Origin of the sequence: Curtobacterium sp. WHRI 8282 (assembly GCF_040223925.2) — a bacterium.
In the GTDB taxonomy this organism is placed as follows: Bacteria; Actinomycetota; Actinomycetes; order Actinomycetales; family Microbacteriaceae; genus Curtobacterium; species Curtobacterium flaccumfaciens.
The window spans coordinates 128,381-155,277 of sequence record NZ_JBEHCD020000001.1; the positions used below are offsets into that span (position 1 = coordinate 128,381).

Below are 26,897 nucleotides of genomic sequence, written 5' to 3' on the forward strand. Positions count from 1 at the left end.
CACGGACAGCGTGCCCTTCGCGCAGGACACGGTCATCTCGGACATGCAGCAGCCGGAGGATTGCGCACGAGCTGTGGTCGAGCGGAGGTCCGTTGATGAGCCCCTGATCAGCTGGTCGACCCGCTCCCGGTCATCTCTCCGTAATCGCCGTCGGCACATTGCGATTCAGCGTCGATGCCGTAGCCACCCACTGTGGAAGCGAGGAAGTCGATCGTCTCGATCGGACCACCGCGGCCCCGGACCCCGAGATCAGGATCGTCACCGCCGCTCCGATACCGCTCGGTTGTGATGCCGAGGCTCTTCCACAACGCCTCGACTTTCCGGAGATCGTCCCTCGGGTCGGCCGCGCCCTCGCGCTGCTTCACGTACACCCAAGTGACTCCACCACTGTCGTCCGCACGCCCCGAGCCGTCAGATCCGGGGCACAGGCCGACTCGCGGTCCACTGGTGACCTTCCAAGGGCCGCCGTCCACGGCACGAGCAGTTTCATCGACGAGATCCACCACGGTGCGCTTGGCTGCATCGGGCTTCACGGTGTGGTTGGTCGAGGGACTTTCCATCGGTTTTCCTCCTGCGCATGCAGTCAGCAGAGACATCGTCACGATCGCGGCCACCGCCGCACCCGACCAACGCGCCGCGGGTCGTCCCAGCGCCGCGCTCCTTGCAATCGTGGAACCGTTCATTCGTTGGTCACCAGGCTTCCTCGTGATCGTCCGCTCGGGTCACCTTGTCACCCCGACCGGCGATGGACGGTGTGTTCGACGTGTTCGGCTGCGAACCCGCACCCTTTGGTCCTGCTGGGGAGCGCGGAGTCCCGCGAACGGGAGGATGCGGTGGGATGCCGATCTCCGGAACACTTGCCACCACATGCGCACACCGTTCCTGCACGCCCGCCGCGACCTTCGACGCAGCGCGCTGGTCATCGGCGTCGCCGTCGTGGCCCTCGTGTCACTCACGGCCTGTTCTGATCACCCGACGCCGGAGGAGAACGACAAGGCGTACTCCCGCTGGATGCAGCGCGTGCAGGACCGATGGGCAGGACAGCCCGGCGAGCTGGGCAGCGGTGCCGGCACGAACGACTCGTCCAGCCGGCTCTCCTTTGGCGATGACGGGGCCGGGGACCGTGCGCGGATCCGCGTCTCGGTCACCTGCCAGGGCGGCGGAACCGTGCAGATGGCCGTGTGGGCAGGACGCATCGGTGCGAACGGGTCGGAGACGGGCAAGCGACTCGCGTCACGCTCCGTCCACTGCAGACACGACGAGGACCTGTACGTCGTCACGTCGAGCGCGGCGATCACGATCGGCCCGACCGCCGGAGACGGCACCGTCGGCTGGTACGCGGCGGCCTACGGCGATCTCGCTGCGCGCACGCGCTGAGCGAGCACCGCAACAGCGGAGCAGCGAGCGCAGCGCTTCCCGCCACGAGCGCTGGCCGATCCTGCGACCGGGCCGGTTTCCGGCCACACCACACGGCGGCCTGGAGGCGCGGAGCGGCGCCGCCACGCGCCTCCAGGCCGTCATCCGGTCGCGTCGAGGGCACCTGCGACCCGCCCCTGGGGTGGTGGGATGCGATCGCTCACGAAGCTCGATGACTGGAGCAGGTTCGACGTCGAGGCCGTCTTCACCCTGGCCGACGACCACCGCGACGGCGGATCTGCCGGTGGGTCGCGGTGCGCCTCCGGCGTGGTCCGGACACGAAACACGTGATCCGCCTGCGGTAGAAAGGTGACGCCGTCGCGCCGGCGAACGACGCGCATTGCCGAGGGAGAACGTCGTGGTGCGTCAGCAGGGGAACGTGGGTCCCGGCTCGTCTGCCAGACGCACGCTTGCGGTCGGTCTGGCGATCGCCCTGTCGGCCGCAGCTCTGGTCGGCATCCGTGCAACGGCAGGATCAGCGGACACCGCAGTCTCGGCGGTGACGGTCACGAAGGTCACCGCGTCCACCACCGGCACCGCTGTGCGCACCACCCTGAAGGTCAAGAACACCGCCTCGGTGCGGAAGGCGGCTTCCTCCGCGTGGCTGTACCTGTCCGCCGGCACCGAGAAGTACACGCTCGGCCGGGTCGCGGTGAAGGCACTCGCCGCTGGTTCGAGCACCTCGGTCACCGCAGTCCGCGGGACACCTTCCCGTGCCGCCGCCGGCAAGTACTCGGTCCTCGCCTGCGCCGGTGCGTACTCCGCGAAGCAGTGCCGCACGTCGACGGCGACCGTCACCACCAAGCCCACGAAGCGCGCGCGTCCGGAGACGGGCGTGATGCTCGACGTCGCTCGCGCCTACTACCCCGTGGCGTTGATTAAGCGGTACATCGACCTCCTCGCCGACGACGGCGGGCGCTTCCTGCACCTGCACCTCACCGATGATGAGAACGTCGGGATCGAGAGCACGGTCCTCGGCCAGACCCCCGCGAACGCGGATCTCGACCACGGCGTCTACACGAGCCGCGTGACCCATCGTCCGTTCCTGAGCGCCGCGCAGGCACGCACGATCTCCGCGTACGGGGCCGAGCGAGGCGTCGCGATCGTGCCGGAGATCGACACCCCCGGACACATGGCCGCCGCGTTCGCCCTGCTCGAGGCGCAGCACGGCACGAAGTGGGTCGACCGCATCCGTTCGGGCGAGAACGAGCTCGACACGTCGGCGCCCGAGAGTCTCGCCCTGGCGAAGAAGCTGTACGCAGAGGTGCAGCGGACCTTCCCCTCCAGCCGAACCGTGCACATCGGCGGTGATGAATGGGGCGACGACGTCACCGCCGCCCAACGCGTCACCTGGATGAACGCGATGGCGGCCGCGCTCGACGACCGCGAGGTCTGGGCCTGGAACGACGGGATCGATCGGGTCGCGGTCGGGCGACTCGATCCGCGCATCCACGTCACGTACTGGAGCTTCGACGGCGACACCGAGGACGCAGCAGAACGGCGCGAACGCCGAGCGCGGCGGGCGAGTGCGGTCGACCTGCAGCAGGCCGGGATCGACCAGCTCAACTACAACTCGTACTACCTCTACGAGGTGCCGACCGACCTCGACCCGGCCGACAGCGATTACACGGTCGCCGATCTCCGCGAGAACTGGACGCTCCGGGCGTGGGACGGCGACTCCGGTTCGCTTCTCGCGGCTCCGATGTCGGGCGCCGCCGTCGCGATCTGGGGTGAGGACCTCGAAGACCCGCCATCCGACGCGCTCCTGCGGTGGAGCGCACCGCACGTGACGGCGATGATCGAGACCGCAGCCTCCTGACGGACGCGTGTCGTGCCTCCAGGCCGATCGCTGGAACCGCCGGACCCGCCGCTTGCCTACCCGAGCGGCTCGACGCCGTAACTGCTGACCACCGCGCGCAACTCGTCCAGGTACGTCTGCGCCTGCACGGTGAGGGGAACCGAAGCGTGCGCGATCCAGCCGATCTCGATGCGCTCGTCGACGTCGAGTGGGATGGCGACGATCTCGGGGTCGAGGTCGTCGCTGATCAGCCCGGTCGAGATCGTGTACCCGCCGAGGCCGATCATGAGGTTGAAGATCGTCGCCCGGTCCGACACCCGGATCTCCCGCTTGCTCGACATCGTCGACAGGATCTCCTCGGCCAGGTAGAAGGAGTTGTTCGCACCCTGGTCGAACGTGAGCCGCGGCAGGTCCGCGAGGTCCTCGAGGGTCGCACGCTCCCGAGACGCGAGCGGGTTCCGCTTCGCCACGAAGATGTGCGGCTGTGCGACGAACAGCGGTGTGAACACGACGCCGGCGTCCCGCAGCAGCTTGCCGAGCACCTGCTTGTTGAAGTCGTTGCGGTAGAGGATGCCCACCTCGCTGCGCAGGGTGCGGACGTCCTCGATGATGTCCCACGTGCGCGTCTCGCGCAGCGAGAACTCGTACTCGTCCGCAGCCGCCGCCTCGACCATCCGGACGAAGGCCTCCACCGCGAACGAGTAGTGCTGGGCGGACACCCCGAGCAGCCGACGCGACCGCTGGCCGCCGACGTACCGCTGCTCGAGGAGGGAGACCTGCTCGACGACCTGTCGGGCGTACCCGAGGAACTCGACGCCGTCGACGGTGAGCACGACCCCCCTGGCCGAGCGGGTGAACAGCGGGCGCCCGATCCGCGTCTCCAGGTCCTTCATCGCCGCGGACATCGTCGGTTGTGACACGTAGAGCAGATCGGCCGCTGCGCTGATCGAGCCCTCCGTCGCCACTTCGATGAAGTACCGGAGCTGCTGCAGGGTGATGTCGTTCGAGACACGAGCCATAGGCCGAGGCTATACCGGTGCATAGCGTCTCGGTATTACCTGATGGCTCGCCATTCCCGCCATGATCGATTCATCCCTCCCACCGCGCCCACGGGCCGCTCGACGAACAGATTGCCGACCATGGCGAACGACCTCACCTTCAGCATCACCCGGACCCGGTTCGACGAGGACTACTCCCCCGCCGACAGCTCCCGGCTGACCACGAACTTCGCCAACCTGGCGCGCGGCGAGCACCGTCAGCAGAACCTCCGTGCTGCGCTGGCGATGATCGACGGGCGCGCGAACGAGCTGGCCGCGGCGCACGACCGCTACCAACTGCAGCTCGACATCGTCTCGGTGGCGCTGGAGTTCTCAGACAGCGGGTCGGACGCGGAGTTCCCGCTGCTCGAGATGCTCGACGTCACGATCCTCGACCAGCACACCGGCGAGCGCCACCAGGGGATCCTCGGGAACAACTTCTCGTCGTACCTGCGCGACTACGACTTCTCCGTCCTGCTGCCCTCGGCGTCGTCCGGCATCCCGTCCGACTTCGGCCAGCTGCACGGGGCGCTCTTCCAGCGCTTCCTGGAGTCAGACGTGTTCGGGTCGCAGTTCGGTGCCGAGCCCGTCGTCTGCATCAGCGTCTCGACGAGCCAGACCTACCGCCGGACCAGGTACGTCCACCCGGTCCTCGGCGCCGAGTACGAGCACGAGCACTCCTCGCTCACCGACGACTACTTCGGTCGGATGGGCATGCGGGTCCGGTACTTCCAGCCCGCCGGGGCGGCTGCCCCGCTCGCGTTCTACACGCGCGGCGACCTGACCGGCGACTACACGGACCTCCAGCTCATCGGCACGATCGCCACCATGGAGACCTTCCAGAAGATCTACCGCCCGGAGGTCTACGCCGCGAACACCCCGGCCGGCAGCACCTACCGCCCCACCCTCGACCACACCGACTTCACGCCCACCCCGGTGACCTACGACCGCGAGGAGCGCAGCCGCCTCGGGATCACGCAGGGCCGGTGGACTGAGGAGCACCTGGTGCGGCCGCACCACGCACTCCTCGCCCGGTGGGCTGACCCCGCCCTCGCGCGCTGACTTCCTCTGCCCTTCGACTGACTGGACCGTCACTCCCATGCGTTCTCTCCTCCCCACCTCGATCGTCGGCAGCCTGCCGAAACCGTCCTGGCTCGCCGAGCCCGAGCGACTCTGGTCCCCCTGGCTCCTCGAGGGTGCCGCCCTGACCGAGGGCAAGCAGGACGCCCTGCGGTCCGCCGTGCACGAGCAGGAGCGCCGCGGCATCGACATCGTCAGCGACGGCGAGCAGACCCGCCAGCACTTCGTCACGACGTTCATCGAGCACCTGGACGGCGTCGACCTCGAGCGCAAGGAGACCGTCCGCATCCGCGACCGGTACGACGCGGCCGTCCCGACCGTCGTCGGCGCCGTGAGCCGTCGGAAGCCGGTCTTCGTCGAGGACGCTGCGTTCCTGCGGGCTCAAACCGATCGCCCCATCAAGTGGGCGCTCCCCGGCCCGATGACGATGATCGACACCCTCTCGGATCAGCACTACAAGAGCCGCGAGAAGCTGGCGTGGGAGTTCGCCACCATCCTCAACCAAGAGGCACGCGAACTGCAGGACGCCGGCGTCGACATCATCCAGTTCGACGAGCCCGCCTTCACGGTCTTCCACGACGAGGTGCAGGACTGGGGCGTGGCCGCGCTCGAACGCGCAGCCGAGGGCCTGCACGCTGAGACCGCCGTGCACATCTGTTACGGCTACGGCATCGAGGCGAACAACAAGTGGAAGGAGACGCTCGGAGCGGAGTGGCGGCAGTACGAGCAGTCCTTCCCGCTCCTGCAGCAGTCCTCGATCGACATCGTCTCGCTCGAGTGCATCCACTCCCACGTTCCCCTCGAGCTCGTCGAGCTGATCCGCGGCAAGAAGGTCATGCTCGGGGCGATCGACGTCGCGACCGAGACCGTGGAGACCCCGGAGGAGGTCGCGGAGGTGCTTCGTCGGGCGCTCGAGTTCGTCGATGCCGACAAGCTCATCCCCAGCTCCAACTGCGGGATGGCTCCCCTGGCGCGGGGTGCGGCGCTGGACAAGCTCGGTGCGCTGTCGGCTGGTGCGGACATCGTGCGGACCGAGCTCGTCGGCACGGCGGTCCCGTCGGCCCGCTGATCGCCGCGAAACACCACGGCGGCTCTCTTCCGAAAGGAGGAGGGCCGCCGTTCGTGTTGCGTCCGCCGCGTGCGCGGCTCTCGATTCGATCGGGAGGCGCGGCTGCGCTCCGGCTGGCAGGTCACGCCGGCAGTGGCGTCACCTTCCACCGCCCCTCGCGGGGGAAAACAACCAGTACGGGACAAACGCCCACACGGGCGCCGAAGCGAGAAGCCACCAAGCCGTCGGACTCAACGTCGATGACGCCAATCCCACGATGATCAACCAACTCATCGCGAGAGCTGCAACGAACCCTGCGGTGACCGCACACGAGATGCGACCTCTGCGCCGGTCTTGAGCAAAAGCGGAGCCGACGGCCGCCACGAGGAACAGCGCCTGTACCGCCGCGATCAGGATCGCGGTTCCCAACGGTGTTCCGTACCCGCTCGGGCTGCCGTCGGGGCCGAACGACGTCGCGATCCGTTCGGGCAACCGATCCCACCAGGCGCTGGTGAGCGCGACCACGATGACGACGGGGAACGCAGCAGCGGTGGCAGCGACGACCCCCTCTCGCATGCGTCGGCCGCGGCCGCTGGACATCGGTGCGTTCATCAGCGGTTGTATGTCTCCCGCACTTCCCGCTCGATGAGCGCCGTGGCGATCGCGTCGGCCGCGCGTGGAGCCTTCGCGAGCGTGTGCACCACCGCGGTGAGCCCTGCCGCGTTGGCGATGACCGCTCCTGCCACTCGCACCTCTCCGTTGATCCACGTCGATGCCCCTTCCCGCTGCCAGCTCACGGTGCGAGAGTGCCCAGCTCCGGGTTCGAGCGCCCAGTCGGCGTAGCGACAGAGATCGTCGAACGTGGACCAGACGCCCCCTGCCGCCGCGAACGACGACTCCCCGAGCGCCCACGGCTTGATGGCACGACCGAAGAGCTTCGGCACCACCCGGTCTGCTGGAGCTGGCACGAGCGCCGCAGAGCTGATCCCCGCCGGCTCGAGGACGTGCTGGCACACAGCGGCGAACCAGTCGCCGTGCACCTCGTCGAGTACTGCACCGAGGAGGGCGTACCCCAGGTTCGAGTACTCGAACTGCCCTCGGGGTGCGACCGGCACTGCGACTGCTGGTTCCAGCGGAACCCCGACGGCCTCTCCGTACGGGTCGCCGAACAGGCGGTCGCGCATCGCGGCCGGAAGCCGTGGAAGACCCGAGGTGTGGTGGACGAGGTCAGCAACGGTCATCTCGGCGTCGGGAACACCGGGGAGGTAGTGCACGACCGGTCGCTCGACTTCGAGTGTGAGCCAAGCCGTCGTGCCCACGAGCCCCTTCGTGATGCTCCCCCACTCGAGCATCGAGGCGGTGGCGTACGGCCCACGGGGCTCGCGGACGGTTCGCCAGCCGCCGGCCCTGCGAAGACTCGCGCGCCAATGTCCGGAGCTCTCAAGCGGATTCTGCGCCATGTGTCCCTCCTTGAAAACGGGCCGAAAGGCGGGCCACTGCGCCTTCCCACAACGACCGAGCTCGGCGGTGGAGACTCACGACGTGGGCATCCACGAAGAGGAGGTCGTACGCGGCCATCACCAGGGCAAACGACGTCAGACCCATGAGCAAGGCAATCGCCAGGTGGAATGTGAGCACGGCTGTGACAGCCACAGGCCTCCCCGCGCGGAAGAAGACGAGTGCGGGGAAGAACACCGACGTCAGCACGGCGTCGGTCAGCCCGGTTTCGTCATTCTTGGCTGTTGAGGCTCATCTTCTCGAAGTCCCCCGCGACGCACTGCGAGCTACCGTCGATCGTGTACCCGCGGGGATCCGCGCGGAAGTCGGACGAGCTCACCGGGCCACCCCTGCCGCGGACGCCGAGGATGGGGTCGTCGCCGCCAGTCTGGTAGCGCTCGGTCGTGACCCCGAGCTCCTTCCAGTGCTGTTCCACCGCCTCGACGTCGGCCTTCGGGTCAGCGCTCGCGGAGCGGACCATGGCGTAGACGTACTGGACGCCCCCTTGCCCAAGACCCCGGCCGCACTTCCCGAGCCCCGGACCGTCGCTGACCTCCCAGCCGTCACCGACCACGTCGGTCGAACCCTCGACGAACGTGACGATGGACTGCTTCGCTTCTTTCGTGTTCATGCCAGACCCTTCGCTGCAACCAGTGAGAACGGCGACAGCGAGCAGTACGGCTCCTGTCGCCCGGAGGACGGAGACGGCTTTCGCCCGTCGTGGTTTCATCTGGGAGTTCCTTCCAGATCACTTTGTTTCGGCGAAATCGGCATGATCAGTTCGTCAATCGTTCGGGCTGGCCGGTCGTGGCGTACGCGACGTTCTGCAACGACTGCGTGTCTTCATCGAGGTAACCGCCGCCGTACCAGGTGTGCACGCCGTGGTCGCGGACGGGCTTGAGGCCGGGCGCCCCGTCAGCGCCGAAGCTCGTCGCGCCGAACTCCGGAGCAGTCGGATCCTGATGATGGTCCGAGCTGAAGTCACGCCCGACCGCCGCCCATTCGTCGCCACTCCAATGTTCGATGATCGGCTTCACCACTTCTGCTTGTCCGGCGTAAACCGCATCGGCGTGGATTTCGTCTGCTTCGCGGATGCTGTCCGGGATCCCGGCCGAAGCGATGGTGGTGAACGAATCCACGTGCACGCCCTCGGTCGTGAGCGCGTAGGACGCGGTCGTGGTGCCGTAGGAGTGTCCGAGGACGTTGACCGTCGGCATGGTAGCGGCTCTCGTCGCGTCGAGGCCCTTGATCGACGCGGCCAGCTTCTCGCCGCCGGCCTTCGCGTAGTCGCTGCCGAACACGGCGGTACTCGCCGGCGGGACGGGCGGTGCTTCGTACCCCATCCACGCGACGACGGCATTCGTGGTGCCGCGTCCTGCGGGAGCGGCCTTTGCCTGCTCGCTGTAGACGTTCTGAGCGGCATCCGCCCAATCGGTCATGCTGCCCGTGCTCGATCCCATCCCCGGCACCGCCCAGGTGACGTTCGTGGCTTCGTCGAGATCTCCGATGGACACCGCAGCCAGGGGCGGATGGTCTGCGCTGAGTACCGTGAGGCTTCGCTGGCCCTTGCGGCCGTTGGGGTTGAGTGATGCCTTGATCGATTCGAGTGCGGAGAGGTCCTCCGCGTTCTTGCGCCCTTCGGCGCTGTAGACGCGGTCCGGACGACCGAGGTCGTCGAGGAACTGCTCGGCGGACGCGATCCGGCGGTCGAGCACAGCGACGTTCGCAGCGCCGCGCGCCCAGTACGGCGCCCCTTCGAGATTCCCCAGAGCGGTCAGCACCGAGGTCGGGAGAAGTGCGAGGTCCGTAGCGTCCGCCCTCGTCAGACCGAGATCCGCCCACATCGCCGCGACCTGGGTCGGGGTCAAGTCGTCGGCGAAGAGCCGCTGAACATCGCGGACGAGCTCGTCGTCGGTCGCCTCGTCGATCCTGGCGTTCGCCAGCGATCCGCCGCTCCCGGCTTGCTCGAACGCGTCCGCGATGCGGTCGATCCATGCGGCATCGGCTCTGTTCTCCTCGAGGAAGCGATCGAACCCAGTCACGAAGGTGCACCCCTCGATCGGCACCCAGGAACACGAAGCGGTGAACGCAGTCCATGCACTGGCGAGCGTTGCGGCCTTTGACTCGGCAGCCGCGTCCTTCGCCCGGCTGACGATACTGAAGTCGCGCAGTCGCGCCGGGTCCGCGGAGCTTCGACCGTGTCCCGTGCCACCTCCGGACCGCCTGCGTTCCCGAGGCGCGAACGCCGCGTGGATCGACGGTGGTCGGACCGCAACCTCCGACGGTTTCGGCGCACGGATCGCGACTGGGGGCAGAGTGGTGGTGGCGAGCAGGGACGTCGCTGCGGCGTGCTGGCGTTCGCGTTCGGCTTCGTTCCAAGCATCGAGTGCGTTCAGCCGTTCCTCCTCAGCCTGCGCGGAGGACTTGGCGTCGCGCACCTGACCGACGAGGTCATCCAGGACGGACGTCAACTTGCCCCGGTCGGTCGACTCAGTCGAGGCGGACTCGGTGAACCGGTCCGCGTAGGCTCCGGAAAAGTCAGCCGCTGCTCCCTCGACGGCGGACCGCCGAGCCCCCGACTGAGCGCGGAGCTCGTCCTTCGCCGACGTGGCCGCTCTGACGACGGCGTCTGCCGCCGCTGCGTCGAACTCGATCTTCCCCATGACGTCCCCCTCAGGCCCACCCCGGTCCGAATGCTGACTCTACCCGAAGCAGCGCCGAAGCATGTATTTCACACAACAGTGGGACCTCGAGGGCATCGTTGCAACGCCAGGTGCACCCGCGCCATCTGCGGAAGCAGACATCGTGCGAGCTGAAATCGTCGACACGGCGCTCCCGTCGACCCATGGTCATCGCGGTAGACCCCGGCGACTCTCTTCCGAGTGAAAGAGAGCCCCCGGTCACGTTGCGCCCTCCGCGTGCGCGGCCCTCGACCCCGCCGTTGACGCCAGGGGACGGATAACGACACCGCGTCTCGCACCACCCTTAGGGGCGTCCGAAGTTTGATATGTTGCCTTCCAGGTGATTGTTTCAGTAGGTTGATCCGCAGGCGCTCAGGTTCCTCCGCCTAGGCAAGGGAGCCGATTGCCGTGATGCGCGGCGCACTCAAGCGAACGGGGGGAGAACATGTTGGGAAGCCCGCGGGGTGTCCGCTGGAGCACGGTCGGCATGTTCGTCCTGCTGGCGTACGGTGCTCCGTGGGTGCTGCTCTGGCCAGCCATCCAGGTGAGCGCGGACCTCTCGGACCCAGCTGGGAACCCCGGTGCGTACATCGCAACCGTGGCCATGATGTTCACACCAGGCCTGGCAGCGCTGCTGGTCGCGGTCACGCTCCAACGTCGCCGTGGAAAAGCGATTCTGGTTGAGCTTGGGCTGACGGGATTCTTCACGCGTCAAGGCTGGCGTTTCGCTCTCACAGGCATCGCCGGAGCTGCTCTGCTGATCTCCGGCAGCTGGGGCCTCGGGATGCTGTTCGGGTGGGTGCAGCTCGACCCCGAACACTCCGTCGCGAAAGAACTCATCGTTCGAGTCACGGGCGAGCAACCGCCGATGCCGATGGCACTCCTGGCGCTGCTGCAGCTGCTGAACCTCCCGATCGGGATTGCCATCACCGCGATCGCTGCGACCGGCGAAGAAGTCGGTTGGCGCGGCTGGCTCCTCCCGAAACTGCTGCCGCTCGGCACTGAATGGGCGCTGTGCGTGAGCGGCGCGATCTGGGGTCTCTGGCACGCTCCCGCGATCCTGCTCGGCCTGAACTACGAGCAACGCAATCCCCTCGGGATCATCATGATGATGATTGGCTGTGTCGGCGCGGGCGTGCTGATCGGCTGGCTCCGGCTTGCGAGTGCATCGCTTCTGCCCTGCGTGCTCACCCACGCGGCACTCAACACCTTCGCCTCGTACCAGTCCGTGCTCTTCCCACCATTTGACCAACGCCTTGTCGGGCCACTCGCCATCACCGGATGGATCGTCATGGCGCTCTTGATCGTGGCGTGCGTGTTGCGGGCAACTCGACTTCGCCAGCGAAACGGCTCGCAACTGGGAAGCCCCAAGGTCCGCAACACGGAGCTGTCCCCGTAGCCGGGCGAACGTCGGAGGAACCGACCGGACCGCCGCTGCCTCGGACCCCGAGGATCGGCTCCTCACCGCCGGCCTGGAGGACGGCGTCTGCGAAGCGTCAGACTCGAGGGCGTTGACTACGTTCATGATCACCAAGGGCGTCATCCACCAGGTCGAGAGTGCGACTGTCCGGGATCGCAACGGCGTTTCAGTCGGCAGGGTCGTGCAGGTGTTCCCCTCCGACGAGGACGGCAGCGCCGCCTACGTCAGTGTCACGACGGGATTGCTCGGGCGTCAGCAGACGCTCGTCCCGGCCGACGACGCCACGTTCGACGGCACGGATGTGCACGTCGGCTACACGAAGGACGGGATCAAGGGCGCGCCGTCCCTCGGAGCAGGACGCACCTTGTCCCTCGCCGAGGCGAACGCCGTCCGCAAACACTTCGGGCTGTCCCCCACCGGCGCTGCGACAGGGGACATGGGTGACCCTCACGAGAACCTCGACCAGGCCGGGACAGCTCCGGCGGGCGCGGACGACACCGAAGGCGCAGGGACGACGCCGCCACCCTGAGCGCCCGCCTTCACCGTCTTCCACGACGAGGTGCAGGACTGGGCATGGTCGCTCTCGGGCGGGCAACGCAAAGCCTGCGCGCCGGGACCGCCGTGCACATCTGTTACGGCTACGGCGTCGGGGCCCACAACAACTGAAGGGCGACGCTCGGGGTGATCGACGTCGCTACCGAGGCCGTGAAGACCCCTGAGGAGGTCGCGAAGGTCCTTCGTCGAGCGCTCGAGTTCGTCGATGCCGACAAGCTCATGCCGAGCTCCAACCGCGGGATGGCGACCCGGCAGCACCGGACGGCTCGCCTCGGCAACGGGGGGGGGGGGGGGGCGGGGGGGGGGGGGCAATCATGTCGCGCCGCCAGGCGATCAGGTCTCGGTCCGACCTGGAGGCACCGCTCGGCTCCGCCTGGCAGATCGTGTCCGGTAGGGACTCACCCGTCGCCGGCCTGACCGTCGGTCAGTCCGAGTTCGTCATTCTTGACTGTTGTGGCTCATCTTGTCGAAGTCACGTGCGACGCCTTGCGAGCCGCCGTCGATCGTGTACCCCCGAGGATCCGCTCGGAAGTCGGAGGGACTCACCGGGCCCCCGCGCCCCGGACGCTGAGGATGGGGTCCTCGGCAGCGACGACGCCAGGGCCGGGGGGGGGGCACAGCCTGGCGGACCGGCACACTGCACGATCACGCCCGCGGTGGTTCGACATCGAGACGCCTCCCTGCCAGCACCGCATCAAGACGACGCCGCGAAGGGTTTGCATCCAGAACGCTACCGTCGATATATTGTGCTCCGGTCGAGGTTGATCTGCTGGAGGGTGTTATGGGGGACGTTATTCGCGTCGACGGTCTGGTCGTGGATCGAGGTGGTCGGCGAGTGCTCGACGGGCTGTCGTTCGCTGTCCCCGAGGGGCAGACGTACGGCTTCCTGGGTGCGAACGGCGCGGGGAAGACGACGACGATCCGTGCCCTGTTGGGACTGCTGGAGCCCACGGAGGGCGAGTTGCTGATCCACGGGGCCAGCTACGACCCGTCCCGGCGCGGCTTGGTCGGGTATCTGCCGGAAGAGCGGGGCCTGTTCCGCAAGGAGACCGTTCTCGACGTCATGGTCTTCTTTGGCCGTGTCCACGGCCTGAGTGCACGCGATGCGCGTCGTCAGGCCCTGGGGTACCTCGAGCGGTGCGGTCTCGGCGGCAAGGCGACGACGCGGATCGATCGGCTCTCCGGCGGGCAGCAGCAGAAGGTGCAGCTCGGCGTGACGATCCTCGGCACCCCCCGCGTGCTCATCCTGGACGAACCCACGAAGGGCCTGGACCCACTGAATCGCCGGCTGCTCGTTGACGTCATCGATGAACGACGTCGGGAAGGCGCGACCGTGCTGCTCGTGACGCACGACATGACCGAAGTTGAACGCTCCTGCGACGGCGTCGTGCTGCTCAAAGACGGGCAGACCTACGCTTCCGGCAGCCTGGACAGCGTCCGAGGCTCCGGCGAAGACCTCGTCCGCGTCGTGTTCCGTGGTTCGTTCCCGGACGACGGACCGTACGACATCGTCGAGCGGGACGGGGACGCCGTGGTGTTGCGACCGCGCGCGCACGTCTCGTTCGAGATGTTGATGCGGTTCCTGTGCGACCGCGGCGTGCAAGCGGAGGACTTCGGCCGCCACCGCCCGTCCCTTGAGGACGTCTTCCTGCAGCTTTACGAATGGGAACCTGCTCGCGACTCCGGGGAGATGGCTGCATGAACGGCGCCGGTCTGACGTTCCGATTTGAGTTCTTCCGCACTCTCCGGAAGCCGTCGTTCTGGATCGCCGCGTTGGTGCTGCCCGTGCTCGCGGTACTCGTCGGACTGCTGATGACCGCGGCGCCTCCGACGACTGCCGGCACCAATGTGAAGATCCCGTTCTCTTACACAGACGCCTCCGGGCAGGTCAACCCTGACGTTGCAAGGCAGCTCGGCGGTACTGCGGTTGGCCTGAGCGGCGAAGAGCGCGCCCGCCGCGCGTCCGAGACTCGCCCCTACCTCGCCTTCCCCAAACAACTCGAACAAGACCCTGTTCAGGTGTACGCCGCGGACCGCGGGCCGCTCGACAACTTGCAGTACACGAACCTCGCCCGTGAGGTCGTGCGGCAGTCAGCTGCGGCGTCCTCATCGGACCAGGCCCTCACGGCCGCGCTGCTTGGTCAAACCGCCGTCGTGTCTCATCTGACCGTGGACGGTGCCCCGCCACGGCCGATCGGCGAGATGCTGCCCCCGCTGATGTACGCGGTGGCCCTGTTCGCGATTCTGCTGATCAGCGGCAACCGGATGTTGGTCAGCACGCTTGAGGAGAAAGAGAACCGGGTCATCGAGATGATCCTCGTCGGGATCCGGCCCTTGCCGATGATCACCGGAAAGATACTGGCGCTGTTCGCGCTCACCGGAGTGCAGATCGTCGTTATCGCCGTCCCCGCCCTCGGCACGTTGCTGCTGACCGGGTCCGAACTGAACGCGCTGTTCGGCGCGGTAACCATCACAATCACCCCGACACCCATGCTCATCGGACTCCTGCTCCTGCTCGGTTCACTCGCACTCTTCACCGGTACGCTTGTTGCAATTGGCTCGCTCACCAACTCTGCGAAGGATGCGGGCCCGTACTTCGCATGTTTCCTGGTGATGATGACGCTGCCGGTATACGCGATCTCGACGGTTCTCGCCGACCCGTCCGACCAGCTCGTGCAGCTGTTCCTCTACTTCCCCTTCACGGCACCAATCACCGCACTCGTGCTGAATGCCACCGGCGTCCTCACCACGATCCAGACGGTGACCGTCGTGACCGAACTGCTCACCCTCGGGGCGGTAGCGATCACCGTCGCTGCGCAGCTGTTCAAGAACGGCGCCCTCAATGCCCCCAGCATCCGGATCCGGCGAACACCGCGCATGACCGCGTAGCCGCGGCCAACAGCCGCTCCGTGACGGAGCTGGATGGAACGACCCTCGACAACGTCAGGAAGGAGGAAACGTGCTTTCACAGCAGTGCAATGCCACCGAGTTCGCGCCGCTGACGCGGACCACCTCGGCGCAGCGGACCCGCGGCGCAGCACCGGTCATGGCGACCCCGCTCGCAGCGGCAGCCGCGACCGCGGTGTTCACCGCCGCAGCCGCCGGCGCGATCATCGGCGCGATCGCCGGCTGACCGCTCAAACACATCAATCACTCTCTGAAGAAAGGGCACTCCATGCTCGCAACCACCATCAACGCCACGACGCGCACGCCGCTCACCCGGCAGACCCGCGCTGCAGTCACCAGTGGCGCAGCGCCCGTCATGGCCACCCCTGTGATCGTCGCAGCATCTGTCGCAGCGTTCGCTGCCGGCTGGGCTGTCGGCCACGGTTGATCTCGCTCACCATCGGTCGAAGAGGGGGCAATTCGTGCTCGAACGAAGCTTCAATGCCGCCGCTCACGCTCCATTGAGTCGACAGACGCGGGCGACGACGACCACCGGCAGCACTCCGGTCATGGCGACCCCACTCGCGGTCGTCGCGACGTTCGCCATCCTCGCGGCGATCGGGCCCGGCAAGACCATCCGCTGATCGCGACAGGTCAGCTCACACTCAACGATGAGAGGCAACACAATGCTCGCAACCTCCACACACCGCGGTATCAGCGTCTCAACACGGGCGAACCAGGACTCCGCACTCGCTGCGATGCCCGTCCGGGCATCGGAAGGGCGAACGTTCGCACCCGCGCAGCCTGTCATGGCAACGCCAGCCGCTGTGGCGTTCGCCGCTGCGACAGTCGCCGCGTTCGGCGTCGGTTTCAACGTCTCCCACGCCGTAGCCGGCGGTTAGCACACACGTGGTGCGGGTCGGAGCCACTCCGGCCCGCACCATCCACTCTCGGGAAGAACCATGACCAGCATCATCGAACGTCTACTCAGTCCCCCATCCGTGAATCGTGAACAGGCGCTCTCGGGGATGGAGCGCGTCTCCGCTCTCACGCACATCGTGGCCAGCGCTGAGTACCTCGTTCGGCGCCGCATCGATGATGAGCCCGGCGCGTTGACCGCTGGTCGGAACCAAGAATCGATCATCGCGCAGTTGAACCTGCCGCGACCAGTTCGCGCCGTCGTGCAGTTCGCAAGCCACCCTCGCGTGGCAACAGCGCTCCACACCGGCCGGGTGCTTGCCGGTCTCGGTCTCGTCGCGAAGACCCCGCCCCCACTGCGAGCAGCGTGCAACGCGTACCTCGCAGTCTCCACCGCTGTGCTCTACCCGAGGAACCGGTGGGGATCCGACGGATCAGACCAGGTCACGCTCCAGACCCAAACCGCCGCGGCCATCGCCCGACTCAGCAAAGACCCGGTCGTCACGGACATTGCGCTCTCCTACATCTCCCTGCAGGGAGCGATGTCGTACGCGATCTCGGGGTGGGTGAAGCTCTTCGGCCAGTCCTGGCGAGACGCTTCAGCGCTCCCTGGCGTCATGCGGACCCGTACGTACGGATGCGGACCGGTGTACCGGTGGGCGACACGCCACCCCGACGCGGCGAAGGTGCTGACGCACTCCATGCTCGTCGCGGAATCCGCGTTCCCGCTCGTCTTCATCACACGCGGCCGCCTCACCAAGCCGATGATCGCGTGGGCACTCGCGTTCCACGTCTCCAACGCCGGGTTCATGGGTCTCGGACGGTTCGTCACCGCGTTCGCCTCGATGCACCCACCCATCGCCTACGTCACCTCCCCGCACCACGGTGGCAGCCGCAGCCGAGCACTCCCGCTTGCGACAGCCGGGCTCAGCGTCGCCCTATTGGGCGTCACCGCAGCACGGACGGTGCTTCGACGGCGACGCGTCTTGTCCGCACCGATGGGGCATGTCACCGTGACCTCACCCACCGGTAACCGGATCTCGGCGGCACGAACCGCCGGCCCCCGAGAGCGGCCAGTGTGCGTCATCGAAGCCGGCATGATGACCACCAGCAGCCACTACCAGCTCCTCGCGGACGAGCTCGCCCGCGACTTCGAGGTGATCACCTACAGTCGAGCCGGGTACGCAGCCTCACGACGCAGCAGCGCTGCACCGTTCGACTTCGTCCAGTCCGGGATCGACGCTGACGCAGTCGTCGACGCGCTCGTTGACAGCGACCGACTGATCGTGTTCATCGGGCACTCACTCGGCGGGTACCTGAGCGCGCAGCATGCCAGACGGCATGGAGCCCGAACGGCGGCGGTGGTCTACCTGGATTCCACCCACCCCGGCCAGCTGCAACGATCACCGCTGCAGAAGCAAGGCGCGGAAGGGTTCAGCGCCTCGTTCAAACTGTCGACCCCGTCGATCCGGAGCGGATGGGGATCGTTGCTCAGCACTCCTCGATGGGCAGACGAGTTCCCGACCGAGCTGCGGAACCGATCCATCACGGAATACCGCGATGCGCGTCTGTGGGTGACCGCCGAGCGCGAATGGTCGGCAGCTTTGGACGTGTTCAGCACCTGGGAGCACCCGCTTCCGCCCGTACCGGGGCGCGCGCTGGTGATCTCCGCGAGCGACACGATCGACCGCGACCCCGAGCAACACGCGCTCCACACCGAACTCGGCGAAGCGCACAGCCACGCCGCCCATCACGTCGTCGACGGGGCAACGCACGACTCGCTGATCAGCCACCGACCCCATGTTGCTGAGGTCGCCGCAGCCATCCGCACCCACCTGCTCGAGAACGAAGCAGCCGCATGAACGCACGAACCATCGCGCGGGCAGCAGCGCTCACTGCCGGCAGCAGCATGCTCGTCGCGACGTTCCTGTCACAGCACCCGAACACGGCGTTCAACCGCATCCGACGGCTCGACCCCTTCGGAGTGTTCGTTCCGAACTGGCGCTTCTTCGCCCCGGAACCCGCAATGCACGACTTCCACCTCCTGCACCGAACCCTCGACGTCGACGATGTGACCTCACCGTGGGAGGACACCACCGCGATCGCACCAAGACGCCCCATCCAGATGGTGTGGTTCCCGGGCCGCCGTGCGGAGAAGGCGACGTTCGATGTAATCAGCGAGTTCCTGCAAGCCATTCATCTCGGCTACGACCAGCTCACCGCTTACCCCGCGTACCAGGCTCTCGCCGCGAAAGCCCGCGCCGCGATCATCGACAGCGCTCCTGACTGCGGAGCGCGCATCCAGGGCTACCAGTTCCTCGTCGCCCGCAACGCGGGCATCGCGCCGGACGCCGAGCCCGAGTACCTGTTCATGTCCGCCTTCATCCCCCTGGAGCACACCGATGACCGATAAGGCGTACGCCACCTACGGAAACCAGTTCGCCGGGATCTACGACGACCTGTTCCCGCAGAACACCATCACCAGCAGCGACATCGCCTGGCTTGCCAGCCACCTCTCGAGGACACCCGGTCGAATCGTGGAGCTCGGCGCGGGTACCGGCCGCGTCGCGATCCCGCTCGCCGAACACCTCGCCGACACGGACGCGCTCGAACGGTTCCACGCCGTCGACATCTCCCCCGACATGATCGCCCACCTCGACGAACGCAACACCGGCAGGATCATCTCCGTCGTCGCGGACATCACAACGTGGACCCCACCCGCCGAGAACGATCTGATCCTGTGCGTCTGCGCGACGCTGCCGATGATCCTCGACCCCGATGAGCAACGCGCGACCATCGACGCGGCAGCACGCTCACTGGCCCCAGGCGGTCGCCTGATCATCGAAGTCCACCACGACGCCTTCGTCAGGAACCTCCACAACCAAACCCCCGATGCCGTAATCGCCGTCCCCTACCCCGGACACCGGCAGGTCCTCGTGTCGTTCCTGCACCTCGAGGACCCCCACTGGGACGTCGAACACCGCTGGATCGACGACACCGAGATGACCATCGCGGCCGAACGAAGCCGCCTCACGGCCGTCGACGAGCTCACCGCCTGGTCCACGAACAACGGACTGCACCGAGTCGGCGTGTACGGCTCCCTCTCCGGAACGCCCCTCGAACCCACGAGCCCAGTCGCAGTCGCCGTCTTCGAACGCCCCACCGACTCCTGAACCGACCCACCACCAACCGAAAGGAAACACCGATGCCTCTCTGGCTGCTGCTACTTGCCTTCCTCCCAGCCATCGCAACCGCCTGGTGGCTCGATGCTCGTCGCCGCAGCCGAGACGACGACGCGAAGTAGAACTCCTCGACCGTCCTTCATCCGCCGATCTAACCGACCGCGCCGGGCACGACACTCGTCGCGACCACTCACGCACAGGAGGAACCCATGATCGCTCGACACATCAACGCAGCCATCCCCGATCCGCTGACCCAGAACGCCAGTCAGACCCGCAACTCGGCAGCAACGCCGGTGCTGGCCACCCCGGTCGCCGTTGTCACGCTCGTCGTTGCCGTCGTTGCCGTCGTCAACGCCCCCGGACACTAGATAGCCAATTGGCTCGGATCGCGACGCCGGTGAGTTCGCGCAAAGGACGCTCACCGGCGTCGTGATAGCCCGTCGGCTACCAGACGCTCTGCATGACGCTGAGCTCTTCGGTTGCGCTGAGACCCGAGCGATGTGGTCGCTCCAGGCCCGTGATCGTTCATCCTCGAGGACGTCGGCCACGTTCGATCCGAGTAGTCGGACACGTCCGCCCATCTGCTGGAAGCTCCGTACAGAGCCCTGGGCGAGGGCCGCATCGGACGGCGGCAATCACAGCGGCAGCGATCGGGGTCCCACCCGGTACCGGAGGTCGCAAGGCGAAGCCGAACGCTGGGGGCTCCGTTCGACGCGCTCGTCGTGGGTGACACCGGCCGCACCAGTGCATCTCGCTTGAGCGCGGAGATTCGCGGTCCGCATCGTCGGGATACCAGGGAACGCCCCGCCAGCCGAAGCCAGCGGGGCGTCCCCATGAGTCAGACCAGGATCAGAAGTCCCAGTCCTCGTCCTCAGTGTTCACGGCCTTGCCGATGACGTACGACGAGCCGGACCCCGAGAAGAAGTCGTGGTTCTCGTCCGCGTTCGGCGACAGGGCGGAGAGGATGGCCGGGTTCACGTCCGTGATGTTCTTCGGGAACATCGGCTCGTAGCCCAGGTTCATCAGCGCCTTGTTGGCGTTGTAGTGCAGGAACTTCTTGACGTCCTCGGTCAGACCGACCTCGTCGTAGAGGTCCTGCGTGTACTGCACCTCGTTCTCGTACATCTCGAACAGCAGCGAGAACGTGTAGTCCTTGAGCTCGTCGCGCTCGGCCTGCGTGAGGGTCTCGAGGCCCTTCTGGTACTTGTACCCGATGTAGTACCCGTGGACGGCTTCGTCACGGATGATCAGGCGGATCAGGTCAGCGGTGTTCGTGAGCTTCGCGCGCGACGACCAGTGCATCGGCAGGTAGAAGCCCGAGTAGAACAGGAACGACTCGAGCAGCGTCGAGGCGACCTTGCGCTTCAGCGGGTTGTCGCCCTGGTAGTAGTCCATCACGATGGACGCCTTCTTCTGCAGGTTCGGGTTCTCCTCGGACCAGCGGAAGGCCTCGTCGATCTCGCGCGTCGACGCGAGGGTCGAGAAGATCGACGAGTAGGACTTGGCGTGCACCGACTCCATGAACGCGATGTTCGTGTAGACGGCTTCCTCGTGCGGGGTGATCGCGTCGGGGATGAGCGACACGGCGCCGACGGTGCCTTGGATGGTGTCGAGCAGGGTGAGACCGGTGAACACACGCATGGTCAGGGTCTGCTCGGCCGGCGTCAGCGTGTTCCACGACTGCACGTCGTTCGACAGCGGCACCTTCTCGGGCAGCCAGAAGTTGTTGACGAGACGGTTCCAGACCTCGACGTCCTTGTCGTCCTGGATGCGGTTCCAGTTGATGGCCTGGACCCGATCAATGAGCTTCAGCTTCTCGACCAACGTGTGTTCCTTACAGAGATGGTGACTAAGTGACGGACTGGAGGCGCGGTGCGGGTTGGCACCGCGCCTCCAGGGAGCAGAGCGGCAGCTCTACAGCATGCAGCTGACGCAGCCCTCGACCTCCGTGCCCTCCAGCGCGAGCTGGCGGAGACGGATGTAGTAGATCGTCTTGATGCCCTTGCGCCATGCGTAGATCTGCGCCTTGTTGATGTCACGCGTGGTGGCGGTGTCCTTGAAGAACAGCGTCAGGGACAGGCCCTGGTCCACGTGCTGCGTCGCCGCGGCGTACGTGTCGATGATCTTCTCGGCACCGATCTCGTACGCGTCCTGGTAGTAGTCCAGGTTGTCGTTCGTCATGAACGGCGCCGGGTAGTAGACGCGGCCGAGCTTGCCTTCCTTGCGGATCTCGATCTTCGACGCGATCGGGTGGATCGACGACGTCGAGTGGTTGATGTACGAGATCGAACCGGTCGGCGGGACGGCCTGCAGGTTCTGGTTGTAGATGCCGTGCTCCTGGACGGACGCCTTCAGCGCCTTCCAGTCGTCCTGCGTCGGGATCGTGATGTTCGAGTTGTCGAAGAGCGAGGCAACACGAGCGGTCGCGGGGGTCCACGTCTGGTCGGTGTACTTGTCGAAGAACTCACCCGACGCGTACTTCGAGTCGCGGAAGCCGTCGAAGGTCTCGCCGGTCTCGATCGCGATCTTGTTCGACGCACGAAGGGCGTGGAACAGCACCGTGTAGAAGTAGATGTTCGTGAAGTCGATGCCCTCTTCGGAGCCGTAGTAGACGCGCTCACGAGCGAGGTAGCCGTGCAGGTTCATCTGGCCGAGGCCGATGGCGTGCGACTTGTCGTTGCCGTCCTCGACGGAACGCACCGAGGTGATGTGCGACATCTGCGAGACCGAGGTCAGGCCGCGGATGGCGGTCTCGATGGTCTTGCCGAAGTCGGGCGAGTCCATCGTCAGCGCGATGTTCAGCGAGCCGAGGTTGCAGGAGATGTCCTTGCCGATCTCCTTGTAGGACAGGTCCTCGTTGAAGGTCGTCGGGGTGTTGACCTGCAGGATCTCCGAGCACAGGTTGGACATGTTGATCCGACCCTTGATCGGGTTGGCCTTGTTCACCGTGTCCTCGAACACGATGTACGGGTAGCCCGACTCGAACTGGATCTCGGCGATGGTCGTGAAGAAGTCACGCGCCTTGATCTTCGTCTTCTTGATGCGCGAGTCGTCGACCATCGCGCGGTAGTTCTCGGAGATCGGGACGTCGCCGAAGGGGACGCCGTAGACCTTCTCGACGTCGTACGGCGAGAACAGGTACATGTCCTCGTTGTTCTTCGCGAGCTCGAACGTGATGTCCGGCACGACGACGCCGAGGGACAGCGTCTTGATGCGGATCTTCTCGTCGGCGTTCTCGCGCTTGGTGTCGAGGAACTTCATGATGTCCGGGTGGTGGGCGCTGAGGTAGACCGCGCCGGCACCCTGACGCGCACCGAGCTGGTTCGCGTAGGAGAAGGAGTCTTCCAGCAGCTTCATCACGGGGATGATGCCCGAGGACTGGTTCTCGATCTGCTTGATCGGGGCACCGGCCTCGCGGATGTTGGAGAGGAGCAGGGCCACGCCGCCGCCGCGCTTCGAGAGCTGCAGCGAGGAGTTGATGCCGCGCGAGATCGACTCCATGTTGTCCTCGATGCGGAGCAGGAAGCAGGAGACGAGTTCGCCGCGCTGTGCCTTCGCCGTGTTGAGGAACGTGGGGGTCGCGGGCTGGAAGCGGCCGGCGACGATCTCTTCGACCAGGTCGATGGCGAGCTGCTCGTTGCCCTGGGCCAGGCCGAGGGCGGTCATGACGACGCGGTCCTCGAAGCGCTCGAGGTACCGCTTGCCGTCGAACGTCTTGAGCGTGTAGCTCGTGTAGTACTTGAACGCGCCGAGGAACGTCTGGAACCGGAACTTCTTCGAGTACGCCAGGTCGTTGAGTCGCTGGATGAAGTCCAGCGAGTACATGTCGATCGTGGCTTTTTCGTAGTACTCGTTCTCGACCAGGTAGTCGAGCCGCTCCTTCAGGTTGTGGAAGAAGACGGTGTTCTGGTTGACGTGCTGCAGGAAGAACTGCTTGGCGGCCTCACGATCCTTGTCGAACTGGATGTTCCCGTCCGCGTCGTAGAGGTTGAGCATCGCGTTGAGGGAGTGGTAGTCCATCCCCGTCTGCGGCGACGTCAGATCGACGTCTGCAACTGCTGCGTCCAAAATGCATCCAATCCTGAGTTGACCGCCGACACGTCGTCAGGGGTCCCGAAGAGTTCGAATCTGTAGAGAAGGGGGACGTTGCACTTCTGCGCGATGACGTCCCCTGCGAGGCCGTACGCCTCGCCGAAGTTCGTGTTGCCACCCACCACCACGCCGCGGATGAGCGAGCGGTTGTGGGCGTCGTTGAGGAACTTGATGACCTGCTTGGGGACTGCACCCTCGCCGTTGCCGCCACCGTAGGTGGGCAGGACCAGGACGTAGGGCTCGTCGACGTGCAGGAACGGTTCGCTCGGGTAGAGCGGGATCCGGTCCGCGTCGCGTCCGAGCTTCTCGACGAAGCGCGCGGTGTACCCGGACACGCTCGAGAAGTAGACCAATCGGCTCATGGTGCGCTCCTCTGGAGAAGGTGCGGAACAGGCGGACCGAGGGTGTCCTGCGGGCGATCGCCGGGCCTCCTGAACGGGACCGGGGTGACCGTCCGCAGGACGGGAGACGACTACGCCAGTTCGGCGCTGAGGGTCGCGATCTTGTCGGGGCGGAAGCCCGACCAGTGGTCGTCGTCCGTGACGACGACGGGGGCCTGCATGTAGCCGAGGCTCTTGACGTGCTCGAGCGCTGCTTCGTCCGTGGAGACGTCGTGCACTTCGTACTCGATGCCCTTGTTGTCGAGGGCCCGGTACGTCGCGGTGCACTGGACGCAGGACGGCTTGGTGTAGACGGTGACGGCCATGTTCTCCCCTGGTTCCTACTGGTTTCTGCTGTGCTGTGGAGGTGGTGCTGATGTCTGTCCGCAGTCGTGTCCGGGAGGGGCCGCTGCGATGCCTCCACACTACATCTAGTGGCTAGCCGCAGCACCGACCACAAGAGGAAGTGTTACAGCCATGTAGTTCTCCACAACGTCCTCCACAGTCTGTGGATTCCCGGGAGGCCCGAGTTTCCGCCAGTCTGCGGCCGACCACCGACACTTCCCCACACCCGTGGACAGTCCCGATCCACAAGTGTGGAATCAGCGCATCGGCGTGTCGCGAACCGCCCCTCCCCAGGACGGGGGACAGCCCCGTCCGGCCGGTCCGTACACTCGTCTCGTGAGTACGTACGGGCCCCTCCTGAAGACCCCTGGCGTGGGTCGTGTCATCGCCGCACAGCTCACCGCGCGGTTCCCGTTCGGCATGCTGTCGCTGGCCTACCTGCTGCACGTCGAACACGTGTTCGGCTCCTACGGCGCGGCCGGTCTGGTGCTGGCGACGACGAGCATCGGGCAGGCGCTGGCCGGTCCCCTGACGAGCCGGTGGATGGGCAGCTGGGGCATGCGCCCCGTCCTCATCCTGACGAGCATCGTCGCGCTGATCAGCATGGTGGTCATCGCGTTCGTGGTCATGCCGCTCTGGGGCTACGTGGTCGTCGGGTTCCTCGGCGGCCTGGCGGTCCCGCCCGTGCAGCCGGCGGTGCGCACCATCTACCCGAAGATGGTGACGTCGGCGCAGCTCACACCCCTCTTCTCACTCGACGCCAGCGCGCAGGAGCTCATCTGGGTCGCCGGCCCGGTCATCACCACCTTCGTCGCCACCCAGGTCGGCACGGTCGAGGCGATCGTCGTCGCGATGGTCTTCCTGGTCGTTGGCGGCGCGTGGTTCATCGCCTCCCCCGAGCTCGGTCGAGTCCGCATCCCCCGCTCCAAGCGCGCCTTCGGTGTCGTGCTGAAGCGCCCCGCGGTCGTCGTCGCCACCCTGACCGGTCTGCTCCTCATCGGGGCGTGCGCAGCGGTCGAGGCGAGTGTCACGAGCGTCTTCGGCGAGGGCAGCCCGAACGCCGGCATCGTCCTCGCGGTGTTCGCGGTCGGTTCGCTCGTCGGCGGCCTGGCGTTCGGCCACCGCCCGATCTCCCGCAACACCCTGTGGACGCGCATGGCCGTCGTCTTCGTCGGCCTCACCCTGGCCCTCGGCGGTACCGGCTTCTGGTGGCTCTGCCTCGCCCTGGTCATCGCGGGTGTGGGCATCGCGCCGGCCCTCGCGGTGATGTTCGGTTCGGTCTCCGCCACCGTCAAGTTCTCCGACACGGCCGAGGCCTACGGCTGGATGGGCACCGGCCAGCTGATCGGTGCCGCCGGCGGTTCGGCGATCGCCGGCTTCCTGATCGACGGCAGCGGCCCCGTCGGCGGCTTCACCGTCGGCGCCGTGATGGCCGGCCTGGGCGTGCTGCTCCCCCTGGCGATGCGCAGCTGGCTGCCCGACCTGCGCGGCCGTGACGCCAGCCCCCTCCCCGACACCGAGCCGGTGCACCTGCCGACCTGAGCGTGCGGGGCGGGCGGTTTCGGGCGTACCTGGTCGAATCGGGCGTACCTGGTCGGGAGTTCTGACCAGGTACGCCCGATTCCACTTGCCATCGCGGCCGGTGTGGGAAGGAACGTGCGCCCGGGGCGCGGGTCGCGTTCTCCACAGATGGCCTGGAGGCCCGGCGCACGCCCGCCAGGCACCGGCAGGATGGGTGCATGGTCACCTCAGTCCCCCTGCGCGACGGCCGCGCGATCCCCGCGATCGGCTTCGGCGTCTACAAGGTCGACGATGCCGAAGCGGAGACGGCGGTCGGTCTCGCGCTCGACGCCGGCTACCGGCACGTCGACACCGCCGAGATGTACGGCAACGAGACCGGCGTCGGCAAGGCGATCCGGGCCTCCGCGCTCGATCGTGACGACGTCTTCGTGACGACCAAGGTGTGGAACGACCACCAGGGGCACGACGCGACCCTGCGGGCGTTCGACGGCAGCCTCGAGCGGCTGGGGCTCGACGCCGTCGACCTCTACCTGATCCACTGGCCGGCCGCCGCGAACGACCGCTACGTCGAGACCTGGCGGGCGCTGGTGGAACTGCGCGAGTCGGGGCGGGCGCGGAGCATCGGTGTCTCGAACTTCCAGGTGCCGCACCTGCAGCGACTCATCGACGAGACCGGCGAGGTACCGGCGCTGAACCAGGTCGAACGGCACCCGTGGCTGCCGCAGCGCGAACTCATCGCGTTCCACGAGCAGCACGACATCGTGACCGGGGCGTGGTCGCCGCTCGGCCGCGGGCGACTGATCGACGAGCCGGTGCTGACGAGCATCGCGGACGCGCACAGCGTGAGCGTGGCGCAGGTGCTCGTGCGGTGGAACGTGCAGCAGGGCGTGGTGGTGCTGCCGAAGTCGGTCACGCCGTCACGGATCCGGTCGAACCTCGACGTCGACGGCTTCGAGCTCACCTCCGACGAGCTCGCGGCGATCGGGACGCTCGAGTCCGGGCAGCGGACAGGCTCCCACCCGGACTCGGTGTCGTAGCCGG

At 66.8% G+C, this 26,897-nt stretch carries 27 protein-coding genes and 1 pseudogene; 18 read left to right on the plus strand and 10 right to left on the minus strand.

Annotated elements, in window-relative coordinates; translation table 11 throughout:
- Positions 1-107: 107 nt before the first annotated feature.
- Positions 108-614, minus strand: a complete 507-nt coding sequence (locus ABRP24_RS00635; RefSeq protein ID WP_301565876.1) for a hypothetical protein — start codon at positions 612-614, stop codon at positions 108-110.
- 253 nt (positions 615-867) lie between these two features.
- Between ABRP24_RS00635 and ABRP24_RS00640 the strand changes: the two genes are divergently transcribed.
- Positions 868-1,377: a hypothetical protein gene (locus ABRP24_RS00640; protein WP_349849574.1), complete on the plus strand. Its 510-nt coding sequence runs from the start codon at positions 868-870 to the stop codon at positions 1,375-1,377.
- Positions 1,378-1,915: 538 nt separating this feature from the next.
- Positions 1,916-3,235 carry a family 20 glycosylhydrolase gene (locus tag ABRP24_RS00645; RefSeq protein WP_349849572.1) on the plus strand — a complete coding sequence of 440 codons (1,320 nt, stop codon included), beginning with the start codon at positions 1,916-1,918 and terminating at the stop codon, positions 3,233-3,235.
- A gap of 56 nt (positions 3,236-3,291) precedes the next feature.
- Here ABRP24_RS00645 and ABRP24_RS00650 read toward each other — a convergent pair whose 3' ends face one another.
- Positions 3,292-4,233, minus strand: coding sequence for a LysR family transcriptional regulator (locus ABRP24_RS00650; RefSeq protein WP_027465957.1), 942 nt, complete (start codon positions 4,231-4,233; stop codon positions 3,292-3,294).
- A 120-nt stretch (positions 4,234-4,353) separates the two neighbouring features.
- Between ABRP24_RS00650 and ABRP24_RS00655 the strand changes: the two genes are divergently transcribed.
- Positions 4,354-5,313, plus strand: a complete 960-nt coding sequence (locus ABRP24_RS00655; protein WP_349849570.1) for a putative oxygenase MesX — start codon at positions 4,354-4,356, stop codon at positions 5,311-5,313.
- A gap of 37 nt (positions 5,314-5,350) precedes the next feature.
- Positions 5,351-6,400, plus strand: a complete 1,050-nt coding sequence (locus tag ABRP24_RS00660; RefSeq protein WP_214521884.1) for a methionine synthase — start codon at positions 5,351-5,353, stop codon at positions 6,398-6,400.
- A 138-nt stretch (positions 6,401-6,538) separates the two neighbouring features.
- Here ABRP24_RS00660 and ABRP24_RS00665 read toward each other — a convergent pair whose 3' ends face one another.
- The 4 genes from ABRP24_RS00665 to ABRP24_RS00680 form a co-directional block, all read right to left on the minus strand.
- Positions 6,539-6,991: a DUF1648 domain-containing protein gene (locus tag ABRP24_RS00665; protein ID WP_349849568.1), complete on the minus strand. Its 453-nt coding sequence runs from the start codon at positions 6,989-6,991 to the stop codon at positions 6,539-6,541.
- Positions 6,991-7,839, minus strand: coding sequence for a serine hydrolase domain-containing protein (locus ABRP24_RS00670; RefSeq protein WP_349849566.1), 849 nt, complete (start codon positions 7,837-7,839; stop codon positions 6,991-6,993). The genes ABRP24_RS00665 and ABRP24_RS00670 overlap by 1 nt, the downstream gene beginning before the upstream one ends.
- A 269-nt stretch (positions 7,840-8,108) precedes the next feature.
- Positions 8,109-8,507, minus strand: coding sequence for a hypothetical protein (locus ABRP24_RS00675; protein WP_194650808.1), 399 nt, complete (start codon positions 8,505-8,507; stop codon positions 8,109-8,111).
- Positions 8,508-8,652: 145 nt separating this feature from the next.
- Positions 8,653-10,539 (minus strand): alpha/beta hydrolase, encoded by a 1,887-nt coding sequence (locus ABRP24_RS00680; protein WP_349849564.1) that lies wholly within the window; start codon positions 10,537-10,539, stop codon positions 8,653-8,655.
- 505 nt (positions 10,540-11,044) lie between these two features.
- On the opposite strand from ABRP24_RS00680, the gene ABRP24_RS00685 reads away from it, so the two are divergent.
- From ABRP24_RS00685 to ABRP24_RS00740, 12 genes and pseudogenes are all read left to right on the plus strand, one after another.
- A complete protein-coding gene (locus ABRP24_RS00685; RefSeq protein WP_349849562.1) occupies positions 11,045-11,956 on the plus strand; it encodes a CPBP family intramembrane glutamic endopeptidase in 912 nt (303 codons plus the stop codon).
- Positions 11,957-12,080: 124 nt separating this feature from the next.
- Positions 12,081-12,506 (plus strand): hypothetical protein, encoded by a 426-nt coding sequence (locus ABRP24_RS00690; RefSeq protein WP_349849561.1) that lies wholly within the window; start codon positions 12,081-12,083, stop codon positions 12,504-12,506.
- Positions 12,507-12,509: 3 nt separating this feature from the next.
- Positions 12,510-12,778: pseudogene (locus ABRP24_RS00695) on the plus strand (methionine synthase); the annotation flags it as partial.
- A 589-nt stretch (positions 12,779-13,367) separates the two neighbouring features.
- Positions 13,368-14,234, plus strand: coding sequence for an ATP-binding cassette domain-containing protein (locus ABRP24_RS00700; protein ID WP_349850024.1), 867 nt, complete (start codon positions 13,368-13,370; stop codon positions 14,232-14,234).
- On the plus strand, positions 14,231-15,421 hold the full coding sequence (locus tag ABRP24_RS00705) for an ABC transporter permease (protein ID WP_349850022.1): 1,191 nt from the start codon (positions 14,231-14,233) through the stop codon (positions 15,419-15,421). Before ABRP24_RS00700 ends, ABRP24_RS00705 begins: the two co-directional genes overlap by 4 nt.
- Positions 15,422-15,491: 70 nt before the next feature.
- Entirely contained in the window at positions 15,492-15,665 is a 174-nt protein-coding gene (locus ABRP24_RS00710; protein WP_301600004.1) for a hypothetical protein, read from the plus strand.
- Between the two features lie 42 nt (positions 15,666-15,707).
- The gene (locus ABRP24_RS00715) at positions 15,708-15,866 is read left to right on the plus strand and encodes a hypothetical protein (protein ID WP_349850020.1); all 159 of its coding nucleotides are present in this window, start codon (positions 15,708-15,710) and stop codon (positions 15,864-15,866) included.
- 34 nt (positions 15,867-15,900) lie between these two features.
- Positions 15,901-16,062 carry a hypothetical protein gene (locus ABRP24_RS00720; protein WP_371836698.1) on the plus strand — a complete coding sequence of 54 codons (162 nt, stop codon included), beginning with the start codon at positions 15,901-15,903 and terminating at the stop codon, positions 16,060-16,062.
- A gap of 318 nt (positions 16,063-16,380) precedes the next feature.
- Positions 16,381-18,198 (plus strand): alpha/beta fold hydrolase, encoded by a 1,818-nt coding sequence (locus ABRP24_RS00725; protein WP_349850018.1) that lies wholly within the window; start codon positions 16,381-16,383, stop codon positions 18,196-18,198.
- On the plus strand, positions 18,195-18,749 hold the full coding sequence (locus ABRP24_RS00730; protein WP_301600001.1) for a hypothetical protein: 555 nt from the start codon (positions 18,195-18,197) through the stop codon (positions 18,747-18,749). The genes ABRP24_RS00725 and ABRP24_RS00730 overlap by 4 nt, the downstream gene beginning before the upstream one ends.
- On the plus strand, positions 18,739-19,509 hold the full coding sequence (locus ABRP24_RS00735; RefSeq protein WP_349850015.1) for a class I SAM-dependent methyltransferase: 771 nt from the start codon (positions 18,739-18,741) through the stop codon (positions 19,507-19,509). Before ABRP24_RS00730 ends, ABRP24_RS00735 begins: the two co-directional genes overlap by 11 nt.
- Positions 19,510-19,727: 218 nt before the next feature.
- A complete protein-coding gene (locus tag ABRP24_RS00740) occupies positions 19,728-19,886 on the plus strand; it encodes a hypothetical protein (RefSeq protein WP_349850013.1) in 159 nt (52 codons plus the stop codon).
- Between the two features lie 481 nt (positions 19,887-20,367).
- Here ABRP24_RS00740 and nrdF read toward each other — a convergent pair whose 3' ends face one another.
- From nrdF to nrdH, 4 genes are all read right to left on the minus strand, one after another.
- Positions 20,368-21,342 (minus strand): class 1b ribonucleoside-diphosphate reductase subunit beta, encoded by a 975-nt coding sequence (gene nrdF / locus ABRP24_RS00745; protein ID WP_017886894.1) that lies wholly within the window; start codon positions 21,340-21,342, stop codon positions 20,368-20,370.
- Positions 21,343-21,432: 90 nt separating this feature from the next.
- Entirely contained in the window at positions 21,433-23,538 is a 2,106-nt protein-coding gene (nrdE, locus tag ABRP24_RS00750) for a class 1b ribonucleoside-diphosphate reductase subunit alpha (RefSeq protein WP_349850012.1), read from the minus strand.
- Positions 23,539-23,555: 17 nt separating this feature from the next.
- Positions 23,556-23,972 (minus strand): class Ib ribonucleoside-diphosphate reductase assembly flavoprotein NrdI, encoded by a 417-nt coding sequence (nrdI, locus tag ABRP24_RS00755; protein WP_027465945.1) that lies wholly within the window; start codon positions 23,970-23,972, stop codon positions 23,556-23,558.
- Between the two features lie 110 nt (positions 23,973-24,082).
- Positions 24,083-24,316 (minus strand): glutaredoxin-like protein NrdH, encoded by a 234-nt coding sequence (gene nrdH, locus ABRP24_RS00760; protein ID WP_017886897.1) that lies wholly within the window; start codon positions 24,314-24,316, stop codon positions 24,083-24,085.
- Positions 24,317-24,671: 355 nt separating this feature from the next.
- On the opposite strand from nrdH, the gene ABRP24_RS00765 reads away from it, so the two are divergent.
- Positions 24,672-25,877, plus strand: a complete 1,206-nt coding sequence (locus tag ABRP24_RS00765) for an MFS transporter (protein WP_071245113.1) — start codon at positions 24,672-24,674, stop codon at positions 25,875-25,877.
- Between the two features lie 197 nt (positions 25,878-26,074).
- Positions 26,075-26,893 (plus strand): aldo/keto reductase, encoded by an 819-nt coding sequence (locus tag ABRP24_RS00770; RefSeq protein ID WP_232750631.1) that lies wholly within the window; start codon positions 26,075-26,077, stop codon positions 26,891-26,893.
- Positions 26,894-26,897 lie beyond the last annotated feature (4 nt).